The sequence below is a fragment of the Curtobacterium caseinilyticum genome (genome assembly GCF_030363035.1).
Classification (GTDB): Bacteria; Actinomycetota; Actinomycetes; order Actinomycetales; family Microbacteriaceae; genus Curtobacterium; species Curtobacterium caseinilyticum.
Genome location: NZ_JAUCMN010000007.1, coordinates 166105 through 191744, shown reverse-complemented (window position 1 = coordinate 191744; position 25640 = coordinate 166105). Strand labels below are relative to the sequence as shown.

The 25640-nt window shown below is 73.5% G+C and carries 25 protein-coding genes; 17 read left to right on the top strand and 8 right to left on the bottom strand.

Annotated features, from left to right (window positions below):
- Positions 1–29: 29 nt before the first annotated feature.
- On the bottom strand, positions 30–1442 hold the full coding sequence (locus tag QUG93_RS11665; protein ID WP_289474032.1) for a hypothetical protein: 1413 nt from the start codon (positions 1440–1442) through the stop codon (positions 30–32).
- 160 nt (positions 1443–1602) lie between these two features.
- Here QUG93_RS11665 and QUG93_RS11660 point away from each other — a divergent pair, with 160 nt between their 5' ends.
- From QUG93_RS11660 to QUG93_RS11615, 10 genes are all read left to right on the top strand, one after another.
- A complete protein-coding gene (locus QUG93_RS11660; protein ID WP_289474030.1) occupies positions 1603–3201 on the top strand; it encodes an APC family permease in 1599 nt (532 codons plus the stop codon).
- Between the two features lie 10 nt (positions 3202–3211).
- Positions 3212–3583: a tRNA-dihydrouridine synthase gene (locus QUG93_RS11655; RefSeq protein WP_289474029.1), complete on the top strand. Its 372-nt coding sequence runs from the start codon at positions 3212–3214 to the stop codon at positions 3581–3583.
- Positions 3583–4884, top strand: a complete 1302-nt coding sequence (locus tag QUG93_RS11650; protein ID WP_289474028.1) for a glutathionylspermidine synthase family protein — start codon at positions 3583–3585, stop codon at positions 4882–4884. Before QUG93_RS11655 ends, QUG93_RS11650 begins: the two co-directional genes overlap by 1 nt.
- 31 nt (positions 4885–4915) lie before the next feature.
- Entirely contained in the window at positions 4916–5482 is a 567-nt protein-coding gene (locus QUG93_RS11645; protein ID WP_289474027.1) for a hypothetical protein, read from the top strand.
- A 56-nt stretch (positions 5483–5538) separates the two neighbouring features.
- Positions 5539–6876 carry a uracil-xanthine permease family protein gene (locus tag QUG93_RS11640; RefSeq protein WP_289474026.1) on the top strand — a complete coding sequence of 446 codons (1338 nt, stop codon included), beginning with the start codon at positions 5539–5541 and terminating at the stop codon, positions 6874–6876.
- Positions 6877–7245: 369 nt separating this feature from the next.
- On the top strand, positions 7246–8574 hold the full coding sequence (locus tag QUG93_RS11635; protein ID WP_289474094.1) for an MATE family efflux transporter: 1329 nt from the start codon (positions 7246–7248) through the stop codon (positions 8572–8574).
- Positions 8571–9785: a lipopolysaccharide biosynthesis protein gene (locus QUG93_RS11630; RefSeq protein WP_289474025.1), complete on the top strand. Its 1215-nt coding sequence runs from the start codon at positions 8571–8573 to the stop codon at positions 9783–9785. The genes QUG93_RS11635 and QUG93_RS11630 overlap by 4 nt, the downstream gene beginning before the upstream one ends.
- Positions 9782–10288 carry a hypothetical protein gene (locus QUG93_RS11625; RefSeq protein ID WP_289474024.1) on the top strand — a complete coding sequence of 169 codons (507 nt, stop codon included), beginning with the start codon at positions 9782–9784 and terminating at the stop codon, positions 10286–10288. Before QUG93_RS11630 ends, QUG93_RS11625 begins: the two co-directional genes overlap by 4 nt.
- A 375-nt stretch (positions 10289–10663) precedes the next feature.
- Positions 10664–11368, top strand: coding sequence for a hypothetical protein (locus tag QUG93_RS11620; RefSeq protein ID WP_289474023.1), 705 nt, complete (start codon positions 10664–10666; stop codon positions 11366–11368).
- Positions 11359–11646, top strand: coding sequence for a PLD nuclease N-terminal domain-containing protein (locus QUG93_RS11615; protein ID WP_289474022.1), 288 nt, complete (start codon positions 11359–11361; stop codon positions 11644–11646). The genes QUG93_RS11620 and QUG93_RS11615 overlap by 10 nt, the downstream gene beginning before the upstream one ends.
- A gap of 205 nt (positions 11647–11851) precedes the next feature.
- On the opposite strand, the gene QUG93_RS11610 is transcribed toward QUG93_RS11615, so the two are convergent.
- Positions 11852–13009 (bottom strand): LacI family DNA-binding transcriptional regulator, encoded by a 1158-nt coding sequence (locus tag QUG93_RS11610; protein WP_289474021.1) that lies wholly within the window; start codon positions 13007–13009, stop codon positions 11852–11854.
- 108 nt (positions 13010–13117) lie between these two features.
- Here QUG93_RS11610 and QUG93_RS11605 point away from each other — a divergent pair, with 108 nt between their 5' ends.
- The 4 genes from QUG93_RS11605 (at position 13118) to QUG93_RS11590 (ending at position 17351) form a co-directional block, all read left to right on the top strand.
- Entirely contained in the window at positions 13118–14518 is a 1401-nt protein-coding gene (locus QUG93_RS11605) for an MFS transporter (protein WP_289474020.1), read from the top strand.
- 9 nt (positions 14519–14527) lie between these two features.
- Positions 14528–15223, top strand: a complete 696-nt coding sequence (nucS, locus tag QUG93_RS11600) for an endonuclease NucS (protein WP_289474019.1) — start codon at positions 14528–14530, stop codon at positions 15221–15223.
- Positions 15224–15420: 197 nt separating this feature from the next.
- The gene (locus tag QUG93_RS11595; protein ID WP_289474018.1) at positions 15421–16083 is read left to right on the top strand and encodes an HAD hydrolase-like protein; all 663 of its coding nucleotides are present in this window, start codon (positions 15421–15423) and stop codon (positions 16081–16083) included.
- Positions 16080–17351 (top strand): MFS transporter, encoded by a 1272-nt coding sequence (locus tag QUG93_RS11590; protein WP_289474017.1) that lies wholly within the window; start codon positions 16080–16082, stop codon positions 17349–17351. Before QUG93_RS11595 ends, QUG93_RS11590 begins: the two co-directional genes overlap by 4 nt.
- Positions 17352–17932: 581 nt before the next feature.
- Here QUG93_RS11590 and QUG93_RS11585 read toward each other — a convergent pair.
- The 4 genes from QUG93_RS11585 to QUG93_RS11570 form a co-directional block, all read right to left on the bottom strand.
- Positions 17933–18766, bottom strand: a complete 834-nt coding sequence (locus QUG93_RS11585) for an SDR family oxidoreductase (protein WP_289474016.1) — start codon at positions 18764–18766, stop codon at positions 17933–17935.
- Positions 18767–18875: 109 nt separating this feature from the next.
- On the bottom strand, positions 18876–19517 hold the full coding sequence (locus QUG93_RS11580) for a nucleoside/nucleotide kinase family protein (protein ID WP_289474015.1): 642 nt from the start codon (positions 19515–19517) through the stop codon (positions 18876–18878).
- A gap of 100 nt (positions 19518–19617) precedes the next feature.
- A complete protein-coding gene (locus tag QUG93_RS11575; RefSeq protein WP_289474014.1) occupies positions 19618–20007 on the bottom strand; it encodes a hypothetical protein in 390 nt (129 codons plus the stop codon).
- Positions 20008–20071: 64 nt separating this feature from the next.
- Entirely contained in the window at positions 20072–20512 is a 441-nt protein-coding gene (locus QUG93_RS11570) for an NUDIX hydrolase (protein WP_289474013.1), read from the bottom strand.
- Between the two features lie 380 nt (positions 20513–20892).
- Here QUG93_RS11570 and QUG93_RS11565 point away from each other — a divergent pair, with 380 nt between their 5' ends.
- Together QUG93_RS11565 and QUG93_RS11560 are read left to right on the top strand one after the other, a co-directional pair.
- Entirely contained in the window at positions 20893–22176 is a 1284-nt protein-coding gene (locus QUG93_RS11565) for an alpha/beta hydrolase (protein WP_289474012.1), read from the top strand.
- A gap of 13 nt (positions 22177–22189) precedes the next feature.
- The gene (locus QUG93_RS11560; RefSeq protein WP_289474011.1) at positions 22190–22945 is read left to right on the top strand and encodes a DUF4184 family protein; all 756 of its coding nucleotides are present in this window, start codon (positions 22190–22192) and stop codon (positions 22943–22945) included.
- A 102-nt stretch (positions 22946–23047) separates the two neighbouring features.
- Here the strand turns inward: QUG93_RS11560 and QUG93_RS11555 are convergent, their stop codons facing one another.
- Both QUG93_RS11555 and QUG93_RS11550 read right to left on the bottom strand, forming a co-directional pair.
- Positions 23048–23632 (bottom strand): TetR/AcrR family transcriptional regulator, encoded by a 585-nt coding sequence (locus tag QUG93_RS11555; protein WP_289474010.1) that lies wholly within the window; start codon positions 23630–23632, stop codon positions 23048–23050.
- Positions 23633–23702: 70 nt separating this feature from the next.
- On the bottom strand, positions 23703–25025 hold the full coding sequence (locus QUG93_RS11550; protein WP_289474009.1) for a carboxylesterase family protein: 1323 nt from the start codon (positions 25023–25025) through the stop codon (positions 23703–23705).
- Positions 25026–25175: 150 nt separating this feature from the next.
- Between QUG93_RS11550 and QUG93_RS11545 the strand changes: the two genes are divergently transcribed.
- A complete protein-coding gene (locus QUG93_RS11545) occupies positions 25176–25559 on the top strand; it encodes a hypothetical protein (protein WP_289474008.1) in 384 nt (127 codons plus the stop codon).
- Positions 25560–25640 lie beyond the last annotated feature (81 nt).

Here is a 25640-nt window from a genome sequence, read left to right as displayed (position 1 = left end):
ATAGCCACCGGCTCCGGATCGGAACGGAGTCAGCCACGACGGGAGCGACGGCCGCGCAGCAACCGGGCCGCGACGAGGCCACCGCCGCCCGCCGCCAGCAGTGCCGAGGCGACGACCGTGGGCGCCAGCACGTCCGCGCCGGTGTACGCCAACCGGGTCGTGTCCGGCTGCCCCGCGACATCGCCGTGGCGGATGCGACTCGCGGCGGTCCGGCCCGGCTCCGGGGCTCGGCCGCCCGGCTCGACGAGCGCGCCCCCGCTCCCACCGCTGCCGCCGTGCCCGCCGCCGGGGCCCGGGACACCGGGCCTGCGCGGGAGCACGAGGCGCAGCGCACCCTGCTCGACACCGCCGACCCGCTGCCGCGCCACGACGACGTCGTCGGGCAGCACGTTCCGCGGCAGCACCAGCTCCCAGGTGCGCCCGATCTGCGTCTGCACCTGGTGCCCCTCGGCATCGGTCACCGGAGTGCCCTCGGCGTCCTCGAGCGAGACGATGCCGCCGACCTCGCCCGTGCCCGCCAGTCGCACCGACCCGTCGGGGAGCTCCTCGGCCGTGCCGGCCAGCGCGATCGGGATCGTCACCCGAGCCTCGGCCGTCCCGACCGGCCGCCCGCCGTCGAAGGTGGTGACGTCGACCACCTGGAAGCGCACGTCGTCGGGGATCGGGATCGTCACCTGCCAGGTCGTGTCGTCGCCGACCGGGACCTCGACCGGGGCACCCGAGTCGTCGGTGATCGGCCCGTCCGGGTCGGCGAACCGCAGCGTGGTCCCCGCAGGTGCCCGGCCTGCCAGGGTCGTCCGGTCGGTCTCGCGCGATGCCGTCGCCGTGGTCACGGCCGCGGCGCCGGAGACCCGGTAGACGTCGTCCACGCCGCCGTTGTGCGTACCGTCGAAGTACTGCCAGACCTCGACGTGGTGGTCACCGAAGGACAGCCCTCGGAGCGTCGTCGACCAGGTGCCGTCCGCGGCGACGTCGACCTCGTCGAGGACCGCGTCGGCCTCACGGACCACCAGGTGCGCTCCGGGGTGCCCCGACCCCTCGAGCGCGATGGTCCTCGCGATCCCGTCCACGGTCGCGATCATCTCGGGCGGCAGCAGGATGCGCAGTTCGACGGCCACGTCGATCGTCCGACCGGTCACCTGGGACCGGACGTGCAGGACGTGCGGCCCGGGCCCGAGCCGGACCTCGGCCGTCCACGACCCGTCCGAGCCGGCCTCGGTCCAGACCGGCTCGACGCCGTCGGCGGTGATGCCCACGCTCCCGCCGACCGGCCCCGTCCCGACCAGGGTGACGATGCCGCGACCGTGGTCGATCGAACGGACGCCGGCCGTGAAGTCGGACCGGGGATCGGACGCCGTCGCTCCCGGGTGCTCCTTGGCGAGGGCTGCGGGACCGGCGGCGACGGGTGCGAGGGCGGCGGCGACCACCGTCGCGGCGAGCACGGCACCTCGGACGGGATGCGGACGACGGGGAGGGACAGAACGAGGCATGGTGACTCCTGACTGGTACGTCACACACCGTATACCGGAGCCGGAGTCGCCGCCGGCGTGTCCTCGTGCTGATCGCGACGAACCGTGGCGTGGGATCGTGTTGAGTGCAGGCATGACCGACCGCACCGGGATCGCTCGGACCACGCCGAAGGGCCTGCAGCCGGGCTCGATCGGCCTGCTCGGGAGCATCGTCGTCGGCCTGTCGTCGACCGCTCCGGCGTACAGCCTCGCGGCCAGCCTCGGCCTCGTCGTGGCCAGCGGCGGTGTCCTGCTCGCCGGCGTCAAGGCGCCGAGCATCCTGCTGCTCGCGTTCGTCCCCGTCTGGATGATCGCGGTGGCCTACCGGGAGCTCAACCGCGTCGACCCGGACTGCGGCACGACGTTCACCTGGGTGACCCGCGCGTTCGGGCCCGTCCCCGGGTGGCTCGGCGGGTGGGGGATCATCGCCGCGGACGTGATCGTGATGGCGAACCTCGCCCAGGTCGCCGGGTCGTACGGGTTCACCTTCGTGGGCGCGCTCGCGGACGACGCCACCGTCGCCGCGCTCGGCCACGACCGGCTCTGGTCCACGGTGGCCGGGGTCGCGTGGATCGCGGTGATGACCGTCGTCTGCCACCTCGGCGTCGAGGTGTCCACGCGCCTGCAGGTCGTGCTCCTCAGCATCGAGGTGCTGGCACTCGTCGTGTTCGCCGGCGTCGCCGCGGTCCGGGTCGCCGGCGGCACCGGCACCGCGGCCTCCATCACCCCGACGCTCGCCTGGTTCTGGCCGAGCGGCCTCGACCTCGGGTCCGTCGTCGCCCCCGCGATGCTGACGGCGATCTTCATCTACTGGGGGTGGGACACGGCGGTCTCGCTCAACGAGGAGACGAGGGACCCGACCAGGACACCGGGTCGGGCAGCCGTCGTCAGCACCGTCCTCCTGCTCGGCATCTACGTCCTCGTGGCGACCGCGACGATCGCCTTCGCCGGTGTGGGAGTCGACGGCACCGGCCTCGGCGCACCGGCGAACGCCGAGGACGTCTTCGCCGCGATCGCGCCGGTGCTGTTCGGGTCGTCGGCCCTCGGACACGCGGCCACCGCCCTGCTCGCGTTCGCCATCCTCACGTCCGCGGCGGCGTCGACCCAGACGACGATCATGCCGACCGCCCGGACCGCGCTCGCGATGGCTGCCCAGGGCGCACTGCCGTCGCGTTTCGCCCGCGTGCACGAGCGCCACCGCACCCCGACCTGGTCGACGTGGGCGATGGGACTCGCCTCGGCCGGGTGCTACGTGCTGCTCACCGTGCTGTCCGCCGACCTGCTCTCCGCGCTCATCGAGTCCGTCGGGCTGATGATCGCCTTCACCTACGCGCTCACCGGGTTCGCGTGCGTCTGGGTCTTCCGCCGCACCCTGCTCGACAGCGCGCGCCACCTCGTCGTGCGGGGCATCGTCCCGTTCCTGGGCGGGACGGCGCTGACCCTGGCGTTCGTCCACGGTCTTGCGCAGTTCGCGCGCCCCGACTGGCTCCAGGACGCGGACGGCAGGAACGTCACGGTGTTCGGCATCGGTGCGGTGGCCGTCGTCGGTGTCGGCTCCATCGCCGTGGGCGTCGTCCTGATGGTCGCCCAGCGCTTCCGGTCACCGGCCTTCTTCACCGGCCGGACGCTCGTTCCCCGGAGCGATCCGGACGTCGCCGGGACCCCCGAGCCCGAGCGGGACGTGCGTCGCTAGTGTCGTGGTCGTGAGTGTTCGTCGTCGCGCGTCGCGTGTTGTCTCGATCGGGGTGGTCGCCGCCCTGGCCGCGTCACTGACCGGGTGTGGTGAGGGGTCGGGGGTCGACGCCGACTACGCGAAGATCTGCCGCGACAACGCGACGCAGAAGCGCCTGCCGGACGACGACTGCAACAACCACGGCGGGCACGCCGGGTGGTACTACCTGCCGGTGAGCAGCAGCCGCAGCACCAGGGTCCCCGCGGTCGGCGAGCGGACATCGGGCGGCACGACCGCGCTCCCGTCCGGGAAGACCGCGGAGTCCGGCATCTCGTCGAGGGGCAGCTCGGTGTCGAAGGGCGGCTTCGGCGGTTCCGGCGAGCACGGCGGGTTCGGCGGCTGATGGAGCGCGTGGAGTTCGCGCCGCGCCCCGACTGGCGACGGAAGATCCAGCAGACCGGGCTCGTCTACTCGCACTCGGTGCGCGAGGACGGCACGGCGGTCGAGTACTGGAACGAGGGTGCCGCCTACGTCTTCACGCTCCCCGAGGTCGAGGCGCTCGAGCAGCAGACCGAGGAGCTGCACCGCATGTGCCTCGAAGCCGCGCGCTACATGGCGTCGGGCGAGCTCGGCACCCTCGGCCTCACCCGCGACGGCTTCGAACTCGCCGCGTGGTCCCTCGAGCAGGCCGAACCCGACGTCTACGCCCGCTTCGACCTGGCGTACGCCGGGGACGGCTCGCCCGCGAAGCTCCTGGAGTACAACGGCGACACCCCGACCGGGCTGATCGAGGCATCGGTGACGCAGTGGCACTGGATGCGCGAGCGCGTCGAGTCCGGCGAACTGCCCGCCGAGACCGACCAGTGGAACGGCATCCACGAGGCACTGGTCGCCCGCTGGCGCACCCTCCTGCACGAGTCGCTGCGCTCCGAGGACGGCGGTCGACTGTTCGTCGCACACTCGGACCTCGACACCGCCGGGGAGGACTGGGACACCGTGGCCTACATGCGCGACCTCGCTGGCGAGGCCGGCTGGGAGCACACCGGCATCGAGATGAAGGACATCGGCTGGCACGCCGTCGCACGGCAGTTCGTCGGCAACGAGGAGCCGTCGGGCTCGGCGCGCAGCGTGTTCACCCTGCCCGGTGACGAGCCGGGGACGCAGTGGCCCGTCATCCGGAACCTGTTCAAGCTCTACCCCTGGGAGGACCTGGTCTCCGGCGACGACCGGGCCGCGGGTGACCAGGAGTTCGGGGCGTTCCTCGTCAGCGACCGCGGCCGCCTCGGACGCTGGTACGAGCCGGCCTGGAAGATGTTCCTGTCGAACAAGCTCCTGCTCGTGGCCCTCTGGCGACTGTTCCCCGGTCACGAGAACCTGCTGCCCTCGTACGCCGACGGGCCCGACGGCATGACGGACTTCGTCGTGAAGCCGGTGTTCGGGCGCGAGGGCGACGGCATCGCCGTGCACCGTGCGGACGGGTCGGTGACGTCCAACGGTTCCGAGTACCGTCGCGCCGGGACGGCCGGCGAACGTGTCTGGCAGCAGTACCACGAGCTGCCGGACTTCCCCGGGTCGAACGGGCACAACCACCCGGTCCTCGGATCCTGGGTGGTCGACGGTGAGTCCTTCGGCGTCGGGATCCGCGAGTCCGACGGCCCGATCACCGACTACTGGTGCCGCTTCGCGCCGAACCTCATCAGGTAGGGACGCCCAGGGTCGGCGTACGTTCTGCCGAGTGGGAACCCGACCAGGACCGGATGCACCGTCGCACGACGACCAGCACCAGCCGCACGACCCGTACGCGAAGCGCCCGGGCTACGTCACCGGGGTCGACGGCCGCACGGACACCTGGACGACCGCGGCGGTCGCCGGCATCGTCACGGGCGTCGCGGTGCTGTTCGTGTCGGGGTTGCTGCAGGCCCCGACCTCGCTCGCGTACGCTGCGGCTGCCGTGATCGGTGCCGTCGTCTGGTTCGCCGTGCGCGCACGACGCCGAGCCGCGGATCGACGTGCAGGCCGATCCCCCGACGCGGTGGCGCGGGCCCGCTCCCAGGCGATCGCCGACGCGAACGGCGGGCGGCGCTTCTTCGTCGCCCAGAACCCCGTCGTCGTCATCGTGATGGGCGGCATCTTCCTCGTGCTCGCGGTCGTGCAGCTCGTCGCACGTGGACCGTCCGTCGTCTCGGTCGCCGTGGCGGTCGTGATCGCCGCGTCTGCCGTGTACTTCGTGGTGCAGGGCATCGGCACGCTCGTCGTGCAGCGTCGGGAGCGTTCCCAGGGCCCGGACGTCGCAGAGCGCTAGCCACAGCGGGACCGGAGTGCCCGCACCAGCAGCCCCGCAGCCGCTACGGTGCTGCCATGGGACTCGGCTGGAAGCTGCACGGTGACGGCGCGACCGTCTCCTCCTCGACCATCGTGGCGCCGGACGAGCGCCTCTCCTGGGGCCGCACCATCGGGCTCGGCGTCCAGCACGTCGTGGCGATGTTCGGCGCCACCTTCCTCGTCCCGCTCATCACGGGCTTCCCACCCTCGACGACCCTGCTCTTCAGCGGCATCGGGACGATCCTCTTCCTGCTGATCACCGGCAACCGGCTGCCGAGCTACCTCGGCTCGTCGTTCGCCTTCCTCGCCCCGATCGGTGCAGCGACGAAGATCGGCGGCATCCCGCTGGCGCTGTCCGGGATCATCGTGGTGGGCGTGCTGCTGGCGGTCGTCGGCGCGATCGTCCACCTCGCCGGCGCCGGCTGGATCGACCGCCTGATGCCCCCGGTGGTCTCGGGCGCCATCGTCGCCCTGATCGGCTTCAACCTCGCACCGGCCGCGCGCGACAACTTCACCAAGGCTCCCGTCGTCGCGCTGGTCACCCTGGCGGCGATCATCCTGGTCACGGTCCTGTTCAAGGGGCTGCTCGGTCGCTTGTCCATCGTGATCGGTGTCGTGGTCGGCTACGTCGCCGCACTGCTCTCCGGTCAGGTGGACCTGTCGGCGGTCGGCGCGGCCCCGTGGATCGGCCTGCCGACGTTCACCGCCCCCGCGTTCGACCCGGGCCAGCTCGCGATCTACCTCGGCTTCGTGCCGGTGGTGCTCGCCCTGGTCGCCGAGAACGTCGGACACGTCAAGGGCGTCGGGCAGCTGACCGGTCGTGATCTCACCCCGCTGACCGGACGGGCACTCTTCGCCGACGGCGTCTCGACCGTGCTCGCGGGCGTCGGCGGCGGTTCCGCCACCACCACCTACGGCGAGAACATCGGCGTGATGGCCGCCACCCGGGTGTTCTCGACGGCCGCGTACTGGGTCGCCGCGATCGTCGCGGTCCTGCTCGGTCTGTCACCCAAGGTCGGCATGGTCATCTCGTCGGTGCCGGCGGGCGTGCTCGGCGGCGCCACCACCGCGCTGTACGGGCTGATCGGCGTGATCGGCATCCGCATCTGGGTCGAGAACCGCGTCGACTTCGCCAAGCCGAAGAACCAGCTCACCGCCGGCATCGCGCTCATCATGGGCATCGCCGACTTCACGTTCTCGTTCGGCGGCGCGACGTTCGGCGGCATCATCGTCGGGACGATCGCCGCGATCGTCGTCTACCACCTGATGGACCTGGTCGGCCGGGCCCGCGGTACCGACCCGGCGACGCCGCCGGCGTCGGACGCGGCGCGCGCAGCGACCGGTGCGGTCCCGGCGGAGCCCCGGACGGACTGAGCGGAGCCACACGCGGACCGGGCGGGACCAGCCACGGACCGAGCCGAGCCACACGCGGCCCGGGCGGAACCAGGCACGGACCGAGCCGAGCCACACGCGGCCCGGGCGGAACCAGGCACGGACCGAGCCGAGCCACACGCGGCCCGGGACGCACCACCTGACGGACGGGAGGCCCGTGGCGACGCCGCCACGGGCCTCCCGTCCGTCGGCCGGTCCCGCTGGCCGCTCCGTGGAGCAGGAACTGTCGGGTGGGCGCGCTCGACCCGACGTCTCCTGCTCCACCGGTGCACCGGAGGAGCGACATGACATCAGCGGAGCAGGTCCACGCCCGCGGCCCATCCCCGGCAGGATGGTGCGGTGCCCCGACCGATGCCCCCCGCCGCCGCGACCGAGCGACGGTCCGTCGACCGGGACATCGTCCGGCTCGCGCTCCCGGCGCTCGGGGCGCTGGTCGTCGAGCCGTTGTTCCTGCTCACCGACACCGCGCTCGTCGGGCACCTCGGCGCGACCGCCCTGGCGGCGGTGGGGCTGGCGAGCGTCGTGCTGCAGACCGTGACGGGCCTGCTCGTGTTCCTGGCGTACTCGACCACCCCGGCGGTGGCGCGCGCCCTCGGCGGCGGGGACCGCCGCGGGGCCGTGCACGCGGGCATCGACGGGATGTGGCTGGCGCTCGGACTCGGTGTCGTGCTGGCACTCGTCGGGTGGCCGCTCGCCGGGCCGCTGGTCGACCTGTTCGGTGCCGCCCCGGACGTCGCGGACGCCGCCACCGCGTACCTGACCGTGTCCCTGATCGGACTGCCCGGGATCCTCGTGGTGACGGCTTCGACCGGACTCCTGCGCGGGCTGCAGGACACGCGGACGCCGCTCGTCGTCGCGACCGTCGGCTTCGTGGCGAACGGGGTGCTCAACGCCGCGCTCATCTACGGCCTCGGCTGGGGCGTCGAGGGGTCCGCCGCCGGCACGGTCGTCGTGCAGTGGGCGATGGCCGCCGTGTACGTCGTGATCGCGGTGCGGGCCGCGCGGCGGGTCGGTGCCCCGTTGCGGCCGGGCACGTCCGGTGTGGTGCGGGCACTGCGATCGGGTGCCTGGCTCTTCCTGCGGACCGCCTCGCTGCGGGTCGCGATGCTCGCGACCGTGGCCACCGCGACCGGCCTCGGCACCACCGGGCTGGCGACGACGCAGGTCGGGCTCACCGTCTTCTCGACGCTCGCCTTCGCGCTCGACGCCCTGGCGATCGCCGGACAGGCGCTCGTCGGGCACGGGCTCGGCGCGCGGGACCCCGCACGGGTCCGTCTGGTCACGCGACGGCTCGTCCTGCTCGGCGTCGTCGGCGGGGTCGTGCTCGGGGTCGTCGTGCTCGGGCTCGCGCTGAGCGGGCTGCTCGGGCCGGTGTTCTCCGACTCGGCGGCCGTGCGCTCGGCACTGCCGGACGTGCTCGTGCTCATCGCGGTCGGGATGCCCGTCGCCGGGTACGTCTTCGTGCTCGACGGCGTGCTCATCGGCGCGGGCGACGCGCGCTACCTGGCGCTGGCGGGTGTGGTGAACCTCGTCGTGTACCTGCCGCTGCTCTGGTGGGTCGGCGGGACGCTCGCCGGGCTCTGGGCGGCCTTCGCGCTCGGCTACATCGGCGTCCGTGCGGTGACGCTCGGCGTGCGCGCGCACCGGCCGGGCTGGGTCGACCAGGCTCTGGCCCGATGAGCACCGGTCGGGGCGTGGCGTCGTCCGCGCTGCTCGCCACCGTCGGCATCGGGGTGCAGGGGCTCGCGAAGCTGCTCGTCACCGTCGTCGTCGGACGGGTGTTCGGCACCGAGACCCTCGGGCAGACCACCGCGCTGCTGTCGCTCTCGGTGTTCACCGCGCTGCTCTGGCCGAACGCCGCGGGCAACACCGCGTCGCGCGTGCTGGCGATCGCGATGCGCGGACGGCGGTCCGACGCCGCCGTGAACCGGCTGCTCGGGGCGACGATGGCGGTGTCCAGCGTCGTGCTCGCCGGCGTGACCGTCCCGGTCGCGGTCGCCTGGGGTGCGAGCCCTGGGATGGTCGTCGGCGGGGTCGGGGTCGTCGTCGGCTACGGGCTCTACTGCTACGCCCGCGGCGCCCAGCTCGGGTACGACCGGGCACCCCGGGTCGCACTCTGGGACACCGTGACGAGCCTGCTCGCCCTCGGGCTGCTCGTTGCGGCGTGCGTCGCCCGGCTCGAGCCCCTCGTCCTGCTGCCCCTGGCGATCGGGTACACCGTGTTCGCGATCGCGTGCTGGCCGCGGGGGAACCTGACCGCGGACGCGGCAGCACCCGCCGAGCCCACCGCCGGACTGCTCGCCTTCGCAGCGTGGAACGTGCTGGCGGTCGTGACCTCGAACGGGTTGCTGCAGCTGACGATGATCTCGGCGCAGGTCAGTGCGTCGGCGCTCGACGCCGGCGTGTACGCAGCGGCCTTCACGCTCGCGACACCGGCATCGATGGTCGGGCAGGCGCTCGGGCAGGTGCTCGTGCCGGCGTTCGCGCACCGCACTGACGGCGGGTCGCTGCGGTCGCGCGGCGCACTGCTGCTCGTCGTGGGGTTCGCAGCGGGGACCGCGGTGGTGTTCGGGCTCGTCGCCTGGCTCGCGGGGTGGTTCCTGCCGCTCGTCTACCCGGCCGAGGGCGCTGCCGCCGTGGCGGACCTGCGGTACCTGATGGTCGGCGTGTGGGTGTTCACCGTCGGGCTCGTGCCCGCGGCGCTCCTGCTGGCGTCGGGGCGGTCACGGCAGGTGGCGCTGGCGTCGGTCGCGGGCTTCGTCGTCGGGGTGGTGCTGATGGCGGCGCTCGGGCCGGTGGCGGGGGTCGCGGGCGGGACGACGGGGTTCCTGGTGGGGAGTGCGGTGAACCTCGTGGCGGTGGTGGTGCTGGGGCTGCGGCGGCGCGGGTGAGCATCGAGTCGTACGACGTCGAACCGGTGGACGCCCGTCGGCCCTCGGCCTGGGTGCTGGGCGTCGTCGCTGCAGTGACCGGCACCCTCGCCGTCATCGGGTGGCCCCTGCCGGTGGTGTCCCGGCGATCCGGCACCTGGGAGCAGACGACATCACTGGTGCGGGCTTGGTGGCGGCACGACGGGTGGCGGATGACCGGAGACTCCTGGCTGTGGGCCGCTGTGGCGATCGCAGCCACGACGGCGGCGATCGTGTGCCGGTACCGGAGTGCGCCCTGGACTTCGCGGACGTGGTTGCTGGTCCTGGTCCCCGGCGGCTCACTCGCCGTGTCCGGGCCGGTCGTGCAGGTCCTGGCGGGCGTCCCCTGGCGCAACTACGCCGCCGGGCACGAGAGCCGGGCAGTCGTCGTGGTGTTCTCGGTCGTGCTGGCGGGTGCCGTCGTTCTCCCGTTCCTGCTGCATCGGATCGACCGCGCTCGCCACGCCAGATCAGCGGACCGCTGACCGCCCAGTCGGTCCGACCGCACCGCACGATGACCCGTTGTGAAGAGGGCCTTCCATGACAAGACATCTTGCGTCGGACCGGCTCAGGCCCACCCGTCACTGGCGCGACGAGCCGCAATCGGCAGCCCGGTGCTGGCCAGAGGATCAGCGCGGCCCCGGTCCGCTGAGGAGTACCGGCAGCCGAGCGACCGCCCAGGCCAGGGAGAAGATGCTCGTCACCCTCGTCGACGATCCACTGATATGTCTCAACATGCGTTTCTCACATCTTGTGGTTGGCTGAACCAACGGTGGCAACGCCGCTGAGACGGCCGATTGCGCGGCCAGGAGAGGAACTCCTTGTTCAAGAACCACAACGCTCGCAGACGGTTCACGACCGTGTGCACCGCAGTCACCACGGTGACCCTCGCCGCGACGTGCGCGGTGCCTGCGAGTGCTGCGTCCGCTGCGACGGCGATCAGCACGCCGCAGGAGACATCAGTCCTGTCAGTTCTCCGCGGAGATCTCGAGCGATCGGGCTCATCGGCCGACCTCGCTGCCTTCGACGCCCTCGATGCCGGGCAGCGCCACGAGCTCGCGTCCTACTTCCTCGATCCGGAGATGGCCGAACGGGTCGCCGTCGACATGGCAGCGCGCGCGAACACCTCGATGACCGCCGGCCAGGACCGCGGCTTTCAACGGGGCGGAACGAGGTCCCCCGAACCTGGACAACAGCAGGACGAGAAGGGTGCGACGATCAGCGCAGCGTCGCGCACTTCTTCGGGTACGCAGTGGTTCGCTTTCGCTGGTATCAGACTCACCGAGACGAAGGTGTCCGAGACGTACGAGTACAGCGGCTCCACCGCGCGGAAGCTGCTCGGCTACTCGTGCACGGTCGTGAGGAACATCCAACCGTTCACCCAGGTGTCGTCCTCGAAGAACAGCGGGTACATCAGCGGCGGCCAGGCCACTTCCAAGTGCAAGGTCGTCGTGAAGCGCGGGGTTCCGACTCCCTGGGGGACGATCGCCTGGAGCACCTACTCGAGCATCCAGCGGCTGAGCGCCAGGGGCAACGGCGCCGTGACGTTCAACGGATGGCAGTGATCGGGCTCGCTGCGGGACTCGTGCCAGAAGCCGCCGCGAACCCGCTCGTCCCGACGCCGACCGACGCAGTGGCGATGGTCGCCGCCGTGGTCGGTCTCGTGCTGGCCCTCGTCGCGCTCGTCTCGGTGCTCCGCGACGCTGCACTGTCAGGCAGGGGCACGCTCGCATGGGCCGTGTTCATCCTCGTCGTCCCGTACGTGGGAGCAGTGACGTGGTTCGTGACCATGCGGTGTGGGGCTACTGCGCGAGCTGCAAGGGGCACCGACGCCTCTCGGTGACCTCGGTGTGTACGCCGCCGGTTCGCCGGGTCGATCAGCTGTCGATCCCGCGGCGCACCGGCTTCGTCTCGTCTCCGAACGGAACGAGACCGGCACCAGCCTGTCCCCCTGGCTGTGCGCAGAGCGGTTCGGCAAGGAGCCGTCGCGGCGTTCGACGCGCAAGACCTTCCGTGATCGGACCTGATCGGGGTTCGCACAGCCGGCATCAGACCTGGGCGCGCACCGGCCCCGTCGTGTCCCCGATCCGCAGCTCCGACCGGAAGCCGGCCGGCTCCGGCTGCCCGCCCTCGAGCATCGCGAGCGCCGCCCGCGCCGCGGCCCGACCCTTCTGCTCGAACGGCTGCTCGAGCGTCGTGAGCTGCCGGATCGGCGACCGGTGGAGCAGGCTGTCGTCCACCGTGATCCCGTCGAACCCCACCACGCTGACGTCCTCGGGCACCCGGAGTCCGGCGTCGAGCGCGGCCGAGATCACCCCGACGGCGAGCAGGTCGCTCTGCGCCACCACCGCCGTCGGCACGGGCGCACCGTCGGCGAACAGGATGCGACCGGCGGTGCGGCCGTCCTCCACCGAGCTCCCGGCGGCCTCGACCGCAGATGCCTCCGGGTACACCTCGCGCACACCGCGCAGCCGCTCGAGCGTCGTGTGCGCGACCCCCGCCGCCTCGCGTGCTGCATCGACCGGCCCGCACCGGCGGTGCGCGTCGAGCGGGAGCGTCACGATCGTGACCGCCCGGTGCCCGAGGTCGCGCAGGTACGCGGCCGCGCGGTGCGAGGCATCGCGGTTGTCCAGGTGGATCGGCACGGCACCCTCGATGTCGTCCGCCTCGATCGCGACGACAGGGATCTGGCGGCGCCGGAGCACCGCGACCGCGGGGTCGATCCGGACGTTGCAGCCGACCAGGACGACGGCGTCCATCGGCGCGTCGACGATCGGTCCGGCGCCCTGCTCGTCGTCGAGGGGACTGCGCACGAGCAGCAGGGAGGCCCCGGCCTCCCCCGCGACCTCGGCGATGCCGTCGAGCGTCAGGACGTTCACGGGGTCGCGGAACGCGTCGCTCAGGCGTTCGTCCATGACGACGCCGATGACCCCGGACCGACCCCGGCGCAGCGAACGGGCGCGAGGGTCCGGGCCGCCGTAGCCGAGCTCCGCGGCTGCGGCGAGCACGCGGGCCTTGGCGTCCTCGGAGACCGGGCCGGCGCCGCTGAACGCGAGGGACGCGGTCGACGGGGCGACACCGGCGGCACGGGCGACGGCGGCGAGCGTGGGGCGGGGGCCGCGGCGCGCTGGGGCGTCGGCGGCGTCGCGGGAGCGGTCCGTCCCGGACGCGCCGGGAGCGCCGGGTCCTGTTGCCGGTTGGTCCATCGCCCGTTAGCGTAGTCACACCGAACGGTCGAATCGATTCGACCAGCCCCGGGACGCACCATCACCCGCACTGCAGCAGCCGCCACCAGCACGAGACCGGATCCCAGCATGACGACGACGTCCGCCCGCACCGCCCCGACCACCCGCGTCTGGATCGCCGCGGTCTTCGTGGCCTTCACGCTCTCCGGGCTCGCGATCGCCACCTGGCTCGGCCGGATCCCGAGCGTCCGCGACTCCCTGGGAGCGAGCACGTTCGAGATGGGCCTGCTCGTGCTGGGCATGGCCGTCGGCTCGATCGGTGGCCTGACGTTCGCCGGCCACATCGTCGCGAAGGTCGGGGCACGGCGGGGCGTCCAGGTCGCTGCGGTCTGCCTGGCGGTCGGTCTGGTGTTCGCGGGCGTCGCCGTCACCGCGGGCTGGGGCTTCGCGGCCATCTGGGTCGGGCTCATCGCGTTCGGCTTCGGCAACGGCCTGGTCGACGTGTCGATGAACGTCTCGGGTGCCGCCGCCGAGAAGGCCGGCGGGCGCACGATCATGCCGCTCTTCCACGCGGCCTTCAGCGTCGGGACGCTCGCGGGTGCCGGTCTGGGCGCCCTGACCGAGGCCCTCGAGGTGCCGGTGGTCCTGCACTTCGCCGTCCTCGGCGTGGTAGTCTGCCTGGTCATGCTCGCGGCCGCGTCACGCTTCGGCGACGAGCACCGGTTCGAGGAGCACGAGTCCACCGCCACCAGCCCGACCCCCGTGCAGCTCACCCGCTGGCAGGTCTGGGCGCAGCCGTCGACACTGCTCATCGGCGTCATCGTCCTCGGCATGGCCCTGGCCGAGGGCTCCGCCAACGACTGGCTGCCCCTGGCGATGATCGACGGTCACGGGCTCGACAACGCGGCCGGTTCGGCGGTCCTCACGGTGTTCCTCGCCGCGATGACCGCGGGGCGCATCGCCGGCAGCCCGCTCATCGACCGGTTCGGCCGGGTGCCGGTGCTCCGCGTGAGCGCTGCCGTCGCCGTGGTCGGCCTCGGGCTCCTCATCTTCGTGGACGTCATCCCGATCGCGATCGTCGGCGTGGTGCTCTGGGGCCTCGGCGCGAGCCTCGGCTTCCCGATGGGGATGTCCGCCGCGGCGGACGACCCCCGCTCGGCTGCGCTCAAGGTCAGCGCCGTCGCGACGATCGGGTACGTGGCGTTCCTCGCCGGCCCGCCGCTCATCGGGTTCCTGGGCGAGCACATCGGCCTGCTCGGCGCCCTGCTCGTGGTGTTCGTGTTCATCATCGCCGCCGGCCTGGCGTCGGGCGCGGCCCGCGAGACGGGCGCCGCGGCGGAGACCCTGCGGCGACGGCGTGAGCAGCGGGCCGGTGGCGACCACGGCACCGGTGGTGACCAGGGCACGGACGGGACGGCCGACGACGGGCGTGCCCCGCGCCTCCAGGCCGGGACGACCCGACCGACCGCAACGGCCGGTACGGCCGAGCCGACGGACCGAGCGGACGCCGGAGCACGCACCGACCGTTAGGATCGCCGGGTGCGTCTCGTCATCGCCCGCTGCTCCGTCGACTACGCCGGACGCCTGTCGGCCCACCTGCCGCTCGCGACCCGCCTGCTCATGCTCAAGGCGGACGGCTCGCTGCTCGTCCACTCCGACGGCGGCAGCTACAAGCCGCTGAACTGGATGAGCCCGCCGTGCTCGATCGAGATGACCGAGCCCGACGAGGAGCAGGCGACCGCCGGCATCACGCAGGTCTGGACCGTCACGCAGAAGAAGACGCAGGACAAGCTCATCGTCAGCCTGTACGAGGTGCTCGCGGACGAGTCGCACGACCTCGGCGTCGACCCGGGCCTGGTGAAGGACGGGGTCGAGGCGCACCTGCAGCAGCTCCTGGCCGAGCAGATCGAGCTCCTCGGTGACGGCCACACCCTGGTCCGTCGCGAGTACATGACCGCCATCGGCCCGGTGGACATCCTGGCGCGGGACGACGCGGGCGCGAGCGTCGCGGTCGAGATGAAGCGCAACGCCAACATCGACGCCGTCGAGCAGCTCACGCGCTACCTCGAGCTGATGAACCGCGACCCGCTGCTCCGTCCGGTGCAGGGGGTGCTGGCCGCGCAGACGGTGGCACCGCAGGCCCGCACCCTCGCCGAGGACCGCGGCATCCGCGTCCTCGTGCTCGACTACGACGCGATGCGGGGCATCGAGGGCGGGCACACCCGCCTGTTCTGAGGCGGCGCCGACCGCGGGGTGCGCTCCGTGTGCTCCCCGGAACCAGGTTCCGGACACCACACCGCGGAAGAGCGTGGTGCTGTGTCCGGAACCTGGTTCCGTGGAAGACGCGGCCGGGAGGCACGCCCCACCTCCGCCACACGCCCTGCGGCCCGTCCCCTGGTCGCGTCGACCGCCGCGACTAGGCTGGGCAGGACATGACCCGCCCGTACACCGCCATCCTGTTCGACCTCGACGGGACCATCAGCGACTCCGCTCCGGGGATCCTCGAGAGCATGACGCACACCTTCCGCACGGTCGGCGTGCCCGTGCCCGACCACGCGACGCTGATGTCGTTCGTCGGTCCGCCGATCATGGACACCTTCCGGACGGCCATGGGGATGGACGACGCGCAGGCGGAGCACACGCTCGCCGTCTACCGGGAGCACTACCTGTCGCACGGGGCCCTCGACTCGGCGATGTTCCCCGACGTCGACGTCGTCCTCCGCACCCTGCACGAGGCCGGCCTGCCGATCTCGACCGCGACGAGCAAGCCCGAGACGCCGGCGACCGTCATCCTCGACCACTACGGCCTGACCGGGTACATCGACTTCGTCACCGGTGCCAGCGACGACGAGGTCCGGAGCGCCAAGGCCGACGTCGTCGCCGAGGCCCTGCGTCGCCTCGGTGCCGCCGGGCACGACGTCAGCCGACCGGTGCTCGTCGGCGACCGGCTGCACGACGTCGAGGGCGCCCGCGTGCACGGCGTCCCGGTCGTCTTCGCCGAGTGGGGGTACGGCGCCCCGTCCGAGGCCGAGGGCACCGTCGCGCAGGCGGCGACCCCGCTCGACCTGCTGCCGATCCTGCTGCCGGCCTCGTGACGGACGGCACCGCGGTTCGTCGCGGACTCCGCGGGGCCGCCTGGCTGCTGCCGGCCGCGATCGTCCTCATCGCCCTGAACTTCCGCGGGCCGATCGTCGCCCCGGCTCCCGTGATCGGCGAGATCCGGGCGGACCTCGGCCTGACCGCGACGATCGCCGGACTCCTCACGACGATCCCGGTGCTGTGCTTCTCGCTCGCGACGCCGTTCGCCAGCTGGGTCATCGCGAAGGCCGACCCGGAGCGGGCGGTGTCGCTCTCGCTGGTCATCGTGCTCGCGGGCACGGTCGTGCGGTCCCTGCCCTCGTCGGCGGCGCTGCTGGTCGGCACGGCGGTGATCGGCATCGGCATCACGATCGGCAACGTCGTCGTGCCGGTCGTGATCCGGCGGGACACCTCGCCCGAGCGCGTCGGCATCGTCACGGGCGTGTACACGTCGGCGCTCAACGTCGGGTCGATGATCACCTCGCTCGGCACGGCGCCGATCGCCACGGCCTGGGGCTGGCCCGTCGCGATCGCGGTGTGGGCGCTCTTCGCGGTCGTGGCCGGCCTGGCGTGGACGTACGCCGTCGGTGCGCGGGCCGCGTGGCTCCGGCCGGCCCGGGTCGAACCCGTGGTCGCGACCGGCCCGGTCGAGCTGCTCACCGAGACCGGATCGATCCGCACGGTGCCGTCCGGCTCCCGTTCCGACGCGGTCACGGAGCCGGTCCGCCCGGCCCGGCGGCTCATCACCTGGGGACTGACGCTGGCGTTCGGCGGCCAGGCGTTCTCGTACTACGCGCTCACGGCGTGGATCCCGACGCTGCTGCACGACGAGATCGGGTTCTCGGCGGAGTCCTCCGGGGCGAGCTCGTCCGTGTTCCAGATCATGGCGGTCGTCGGCGCGCTCGGGGTCCCGGTGCTCGCCACCCGGTTCCGGCCGCGCGGGATCATCGCGCTCGTGGCCGTCCTCTGGCTCGCGATGCCGCTCGGGCTGCTGTTCGCACCGCAGCTCTGGTTGCTCTGGTCGATCCTCGGCGGGGCGGCGCAGGGCGGCGGCATCACGGTCATCTTCATCGTGATCGTCCGGATCGTGACGAGTGACGACGACGCCAGGCGGATGTCGGCGTTCGTGCAGGGCGGCGGGTACCTGATCGGCTCGGCCGGGCCGCTCGTCGCCGGGTCGTTGCACGGAGCGACCGGCGACTGGACGGCACCGCTGCTCGTCGTGCTCGTCGCGGTGCTGACCCTCGGCGTCGCCGGGACCATCGCGGCGCGACGCGTCGCCTGACGCATCCGCGGCGTGACGCGGCGCGACGCGACGCCGGACGCGCGACGCGTCACCTGACGCGCCCGCCGAACCACTGACGCGCCCGCCGAACCACGGGTGGGACGGACCACGTGCACGCCGCGACCGGTGCGGCGGCCGGGGGCCGTGCCTCCCGGCCGAGGCGGACGCGGACTCGTCGAGCCCGGCGGTGGAGGGTTGCGGGAGCGCCCGTCGTGGTTCGGGTCCGAGGCGGGCACCCCCGCGCTACGGCGCCGTCGGGTGCGACGCTGGGTTGCAGACGAGACCAGCCCGGGAACAGGGATCCGGGCTCCCGCGGTCAGGGTCCCGCGGAGTAGCGGAGCCGACACTACGAGGCCCGGACGCTCCGCCTCACAGGTTCGTTCGCAGTGCGGACTGGCGCGGGCCGCCGTCAGGAGCGCTGTGCCTGGCCACGACCCGAACGCAGCCAGACACGTCGACCGCCGGGCCGACGGGGGTCCGGCGGTTCCGGCACGAACGCCGGACACTCCGCAAGTGGACCACCGCGTCACCACCGCCCACGAGCCCCACAACTTGGGGAGAACGGACGTTCTCGCGGCGGGTCAACCCGCCTGCAGCACCTCGCGCAGCGAGAGCGGACGACGTCCGGTGACCCGCTCGACGTCCGTGGACACGTGCGCCAGCGCGCCCTCGGCGATGGCCGTGTAGGTGCTCACCCAGGCATCGGCCTGCCACGGTTCGGGGTTCCAGCGCGCCCGTGAGGCGTAGGCCTCCTCCACCGTCTCCGGGTGGTAGGTGACCGTCCGACCGCGCACTTCGGACACGATGGCAGCGGCCTGCGCGAGGGTGATCGCCTCCGGCCCGGTCAGGTCGTACGTCCGGTCACGGTGCTCCGACGGGTGCAGCAGCACCTCGGTCGCGACCCGGGCCACGTCGGCCCGTGCGACGGCGGCCATCGCTCCGTCGGCGGCCGGCCCGCGGATCACCCCGTCCTCGCCGACCAGGTCCTCGACGAAGTCGAGGTAGAACGAGTCGCGGAGGAACGTGTGCGCCATCGACGTCGCCTCGATCGCCCGCTCGGTCGCCCAGTGGTCGCGCCCCAGGGTGAAGGTCGCGTCCGGAGCGGCACCCGCGAAGGACGTGTAGACGACGTGCCCGACGCCCGCCTCCGCAGCGGCGTCCACGAAGGTCCGGTGCTGGTCGAGCCGGTCCTGCGCCTCGGAACCGGAGACCATGAGCAGCGTGTCCACGCCCTCGAGTGCCGCGCGGCTCGCGTCGGCGTCGGCGAAGGACGCGACCGCGACCTCAGCGCCCGGCAGCTCCGGCGCGCGGCTCGCGTCACGGACGAGCATGCGGAAGGGCGTGCCCGACGCGGCGAGCGCGCGGGCGACGGCACCGCCGATGTTGCCGGTGGCCCCGGTGATGGCGATGGTCATGGTCGCTCCTGTCGTCTGGTCGCGCCGGGGTCCGGGCGCTGGGCGTCCGGTCGTGCGGCGGTCGGTCGTGCGGCGGTCGTCGGTCGTGCGGCGGTCGGCCGTGCTGCGGTCATGTCCGCACCGTCCGGGAGGCTCGGGTCACCGTCGTCGCGACCCTCGCCGCGTTCACGCCGTCGACCTCGACCGCCCAGCTGCGGGCCGCCTCGTGGTCGCGTCCGTGCCGCATGTGCCGGCCCACCAGGCGGTCGACGCGGACCCGGTCGTCCACGACGCACGCCCAGGTCTCGGCGAACAGCGTCGGCAGCGCGGACCAGGGCTCGTCGGCGTCGAGCAGGTAGTTGCCCTCGGTGACGACGAGCCGGGCGGTGCGCGGCACCGGGATGCTCCCGGCGACGGGCTCGTCGACCCGGCGGTCGAAGTCCGGTGCCCAGACGACGTCCTCGTCGGCGGTCGCCAGGCGACGGACGAGCGCGACGTAGCCGCCGGCGTCGAAGGTGTCGATCGCACCCTTGCGGTCGCGGCGTCCGAGCGCGTCGAGGGCGGCGTTCGTCAGGTGGAACCCGTCCATCGGGACCTGCACCGCGGTGCCCGGGCCGTGCGCGGCGTCGACGGCTGCGACGACCCGACGCGCGAGGGTCGACTTGCCGGCACCGGGCGCCCCGGCGATGCCGAGCACACTGCGCCCGTCGGAGTCGGCGAGCGCGACGGCGCGCTCGACGGCGGCGTCGACGGACAGCTCGGGCGGGGTCACCGCACCATCCTCGCAGGCGCGGTGGTCCTCCGGCGTGACCGGCACGGTGGACCGCTGGTCGCCTGGTGCACCGACCCGTCCGCCAACGCGCTCAGCGCGCTCAGCGTGCTCGAGCCCTGATCCGGTCCCAGGCATCGCGGACCGGGCCGAGCGGGACGAGGGAGTCGAGCCGGGCGCTCAGGGTGGCCAGGGCCGCCAGGTGGTCGGGCAGGAGCAGGTCCCACGGCGGTGGCGCGACCCGTTCGAGCGAGCGGAGCGTGGCCGTGTCCGGTGCCGCACCCCACTGCTCGGCCAGGGCGTGCACGAGGACGTCCTGCTCGAGGCGCAGCGCGCGCAGTCGGTCGAGCAGGGGCAGAGCGGTGGCGGTGGCAGCGGCGCGAGGGCCGTCGTCGGGGCCGGTGTCGGGGTCGTCGACCAGGGCGACCAGACGTTCGAGCACGGCGCGCTCGTCCCAGAGCCGGGCCGACAGGTCGGTGGCCTCGCCGCTCACGTCCGCTCCCTCCGGTCGGTCACGGACACGACGCTACCCGGAGCCGCCCGACGGCCCGCGGTGGTCAGGGGTGCAGCGCCCCGGCCCAGCCGAGGGCGATCGGCACGAGCAGCCCGTGCCGGCGGCGCGGCAGCTCCGCGACGGGCACCCATGCCGCCTCGTCCGTCGACCCGTCGGTCTCGCTGCGGAGCGATCCGCCGGTGACGGTCGCGCGGAACACCACCTGCACCGCCTTCATCGGTCGGCCGTTGTCGTGCATCCGACGCTCCTTCGGCACGATGTGGTGCCGGACGCCGAGCAGCGGGCCGCACGTGGCCTCGTACCCGGTCTCCTCGAGGACCTCACGCACGACGGCCTGTTCGACGGTCTCGTCGAACTCGACCCCGCCGCCGGGGAGGGTCCACGTGCCGGCCTCGGGCACGCGGAGGCGAGCGAGGAGCACGCGGTCGCCCTCGGTGACCACCGCGTACGCGGCGAGCCGGGTGTCGTAGTCCGTGTACTCCATCCGCCGACCTTGCCAGGAACCCCTGACGACGCCGCCCAGACGCGCCGCGGTCACACCCGGAGTACGGACCGGCACGCAGCGAGCACGGAGGCGGACCGCCCGCTCCGGGGCTTCCGGTCGTGCTCCGCTGCACCGTGGTCGGTCGCCGACGACCCCTGGCCGACGGACCAGCCGGATGCCGGGCACCGGCCGGTCGGACAGGTCCGGACCGTCACCCGGCCAGGAGTCGGTGCGGGGTCGCTCAGGGTCAGCCGGGAAGGCGCCGGGGAAGCCCGGTCCGGCGGCCTCCCGGTCACCTCCGCTCGCTACGGTCGCGGGACCACGCCGCTCCCGCCCGTCACCCGCCGGCACCCGGGAGCGCCCGACCGCCGGACCCGCCCGTGACGACCCTCCCACTCCTCTCCGCCCACGTGCTCCTGCCGCTGTACGCGCTGACCCTGCTGACCGCGGTGACGGTCGTGGCCGCCACACGACGGTCGTGGCGGTGGGTCGCGGTGGCGGTCGTCGTGGGCGCACTGCTCGGCACGCTGCTGTCGTGGTTCGTCGGCGACGTGCTGGACGTGCTGGACATCCCGCCCACCTGGGTCGACCGAATCTGGACCGGGGTCGTCTGCGCCCTGCTCGGTGTCGCGGTGGTGGGGTTCGTCCGCGGCCGTCGGCCGGCCCGTGCGGTGGCGGTGCTGCTCGTGCCGCTCGCGCTGGTCTCCGGCGGCCTGGCGGTCAACCGCGACGCCGGACTCTTCCCGACGATCGCGGACGCGCTCGGAGAGTCCCACGTACCGCCACTCCGGCTGCCGACCGATGCGCACCCGGGACCACGACCCACCGACGCCGTGAGCTGGCGACCCCCTCGGGACCTGCCCGCGCACGGCCGGTACGGCTCCGTGCGGATCCCCGGCGCGGTCTCCCACTTCCACGCGCGGCCGGCGCTCGTCTGGCTCCCACCGGCCGCCCTCGTCGAGCACGCCCCGGAACTCCCCGTCGTCGTGATGCTGTCCGGGCAGGGCCCCGGCGCTGCCCCGGCGAACATCATCGAGGCCGGACGGATGGTCGCGCGGCTCGACGCGATCGCGCGGCGGCACCGCGGGCTCGCCCCGATCGTGGTGATGCCCGACCAGCTCGCCGAGGCGACGAACAACCCGATGTGCGTCGACGGCCCGCTCGGCAACAGCGCCACCTACCTGACCCGGGACGTGCCGGCGTGGGTGCACGCACACCTGCACGCGGCGACCGGTGGCACCGACTGGGCGATCTCGGGGTTCTCGCAGGGCGGGACGTGTGCGCTGCAGCTCGGCGCCGGGCGTCCGGACCGGTTCGGTTCGTGGATCGACGTCTCGGGTCAGATCGGACCGGTGCTGCGCGACCGCGGCGAAACCGTCTCGAGGGGTTTCCGTGGCGACGACGCAGCCTACGAGGCCGCACAGCCACTCCGGGTGCTCGCGGAGCGTGCGCCCTACCGCGACTCCGCCGCGTTCGTCGCAGCCGGTGCGGACGACAGCCGCTACGGCCCGGTCGTGCCCCGGGTGGTGGCAGCTGCGCGCGCCGCCGGGGTCGCCGTGACCGAGCGCGTGGTCGAGGATGGTGGGCACGACTGGCACACCGCCGGTGTCGCCCTGGCCGAGGGCGTCGTGTGGTTCATGCACCGCACGCACCTCGCCCGATGACGAGGACGTGACCGTGCCCTTCACCGTCAGCCACGCGGTCGTCGCCCTCGGCGCCCGTCGTCTCCCGGTCCCGGTGGCCGCCGTCGCGGTCGGGTCGATGGCACCGGACGCCGTGCTGTTCGCGCCCTTCCTGCCGCCGTACGAGGCGGCGCACTCGTGGTGGGGCGTCCTGACGATCGACCTCGCCGTGTCCCTCGTGGTGCTCGCGGTCTGGTGGACCCTGGTGCGCCCGGCCTGGACCCCCGTCGTGCCGGGGCTCCGCCGTCGCCTGCCGGAGCACTGGGCGCACCGTCCGCGGCTCGCTCCGCGGGACGTGCTGCCGGTGGTCCTCGGGTGCGTGCTCGGGAGCGTGACGCACGTGCTGTGGGACGGGTTCACGCACGAGTCCGGGTTCGTGGTGCGGGCCTGGCCGGCGCTCCGCGACACCTCCGTCGGCGGCGAACCGCTCCCGTTCCTGCTGCAGGACGCCTCGAGCGTGCTCGGGCTGCTCGCCCTGCTCGCCGCCGCCGCGGTCTGGTGGCGGCGAGCCCGGGTCCGGTCGGCGCCACCGCTCCGGACGGTCGAGGTCACCGTGCCGGTCGTCGCACTGGCCGCCGTCGTCCTCGCCGCGCTGGCGGTCGCCGCCCGGGCACTGCTGACCGGCGGCGGGCTCGGCGTCGTCGTCACCGCGCTGGCGTTCCGGGTGCCGGCACTCGTGGCGGTCGCGATGGTCGTGGGCGCCGTCGCGCTGCTCACCCTGCGCCGGACGACCACGCGGCGGACCCGCTGACGGGATCGCACGCAGCGGTGCAGGCGCCTCCTGTCCGCACAGCACGCCGCACGACCGGGACGCACCCGGGCCGCGACCGGGACCCACCCGCCGGCGACCGGCTCAGACCGCGACGGCCGCGGCCGCCCAACCAGCCCGCATCCGCGCCACCGCCCGGTCCCACCCCTCGAGCAGGTCGGCGTCGTCGCGGAGCAGGGCCTGCAGCTGCAGCCCCTCGTACAGGGCGACGAGCTGCTCGGCAGCGTGCCGGGGAGCGGCTCCGCGTGACTCCCGGCCGGCCACGACGTCACGGACCAGGGCGAGCGTGACGTCCTCGAACAGGACCGCGTACTGCTGCCGGAACCACCCCGACGCCGCGTGGCCGGGGCTCGAGGTGGCGCTGAGCAGCGCGACCCGGAGCCGCACGAGTGCCGGCTGCCGCTGCCCGCGGTCGAGCCGGGCTCGCAGGTACGCGACCGCCCCCTCCTCCTCGGCGACGCCACGGAGCGCCTCGCGGCCGGCCTTCGTCCACTTGTCGACGACCGCCACGACGAGCAACTCCCACGACGGGAACACCCGGCGCACCTCGTCGACCGTCACGCTGGCGTGCCGCGCGACCTCGTCCGGCCCGACCGCGTGGAAGTCCGTGTCGCGGAACGCGGCGGCAGCGCCGGAGACGATGCGGGCACGGAGGTCGGCGTCGGGCATGTGCACGATTCTGCGGACGGGAGCCCCGCCCGCGCGACCTCCCCGTCCGGGGGCGACGGTGGCTGCGCGCTCAGCCGCGGGCGAACACCAGGGTCTCGTCGTCGGGCGCGGTCACCTCGCCGGTACGGGCGAACTCGGCCCAGACGGCTCGGAACGCCCGGCCACGCCGCTCGACCTCGGGCCAGTCCCGCTCCGGCACGAACCGGCTGCCGGCCCAGGCCTCCCGACCGCCGAGCAGCAGCGGCAGGTCGCTCATGTGCACCGCCCCCGTCGGTGCCGCCGTCGCGCCGCGGAGGAGACGGTAGGCGGTTGCCCGACCCCCGGCCGCTCGGTGCCGGGCCGCGAAGCGCCGGACGTCACGGCCGTAGATCACCTCGCTCAGCGGACGGACGAGCAGCCACCGCAGCAGGGGCCGGACGAGCCGCCAGCGGGCCGCGGCACGGAGTCCCGGCACGAGCGGCACGTACATCGCCGTCTCGTCCGCACCGGACCCGATGAGCACGTCGATGTCGGGCGCGACCGACCGCCAGGCGCGGTCCGTGTCCCGCTCGGCGGGCAGCGGCGCGAAGCCGTACTGGGTGCCGAACGGCATCCCGCCGGCGAGCCCGTACCGCGCTCCCACGGAGGTGGCTCGGGCCTGCCGCTCGAGGACGTCGTCGAGCGGGGTGTCCGCCGTGACCGCCCCCACGGCCCGGACCATCGCCCGGTTCATCCGCGCCCGCCCCCGGGACAGCCCGAGCGGGGCGCTCTGCACGATGACGCGTCGGAACAGTCCACGCGCCCCCTCGCTGATCATGAGGTGCGCCGCCGCGTCGCCTCCGGCGGACTGGCCGAACACCGTGACCGTCTCCGGGTCGCCACCGAACGCTGCGATGTTCCGCTGCACCCAGCGCAGCGCCTCGAGCAGGTCGAGGAGCCCGAGGTTCGCCGGCACCGTCTCGCCGTCGCCGAGGAACCCCAGCACGCCGAGCCGGTACGTCACCGCGACGACGACCACGCGCTGCTCCGTGACGAGGTCTCGGGCGTCGTGGATCGGCAGGTCGCCGCCGCCGAGCACGTAGGACCCACCGTGGATCCAGACCATCACGGGGAGTCGTTCACCGGGCGCGACGTCGGACGGCACCGTGATCGTGAGTCGCTGGCAGTGCTCGTCGACCTGCAGGTGGTCCATCGACGGCAGCAGCTGGTCGACGAACTGCGCGCGCGGTTGCGGCGGCACCGGCGCGGGCGTGTCCGCCCGGAACGGCTCGGCGGACACCGGCTGCGGGACCGGCGGCGCGAAGCGCGCCGCCTGCGCGTAGGGGATCCCGAGTGCGCGGGTCACGTCGCCGTCGACGACCGCCTCGATCGGGCCGGCAGGGGTGGCGAACATGCGTGACGCGGCGTGGAGCACCAGCCCACGGTACCGAGGTGACCAGGGGACGGACGGGAGGCGCGGGGCGGCCCCGCACCGCGCCTCCCGTCCGTCCCCTGCACCCGACGAGGGTGCCGGCTCCGTCGTGTTGCCCTTGACACCAAGCCGTCGGCACTCCAGAGTCGAGGTATGCTCCACACTGAAGAAGCACTCAGCCCCTCGCCGGTCGAGACGCGCGCGCCGCGTCGGAAGGCGCGGCGACTCACGCAGCGCGTGGCGCTCACACTCGGAGCGGCACTCCTCGTCGGGACCGCCGTGACCGCCGCTCCGGAACCGGCGCACGCCGCGAGTGGTGACCTGATGCCGACCTGCAGCAACCGCAACGCCGTGCAGACCAAGTACGGCGTCCTGACGATGATGGTCTGGTTCTACAACAAGGACCGCAAGAAGTTCCCCGCGTCCGGCGGAGCGGCGTACCGATGGAGCTACACGGGCAACATGTCCACGTACGACGTCGGGCTGAAGCAGTGGATCGCGGCCGGCTCGACGAAGTACACCTGCACCGGAAGCTGACGACGAACTCGCGGGTCGGTCGGCGCACCAGCTGACCCGCGGGTTCCGCCGGGCAGGTCGGCAGTAAAAACTACACAGCGG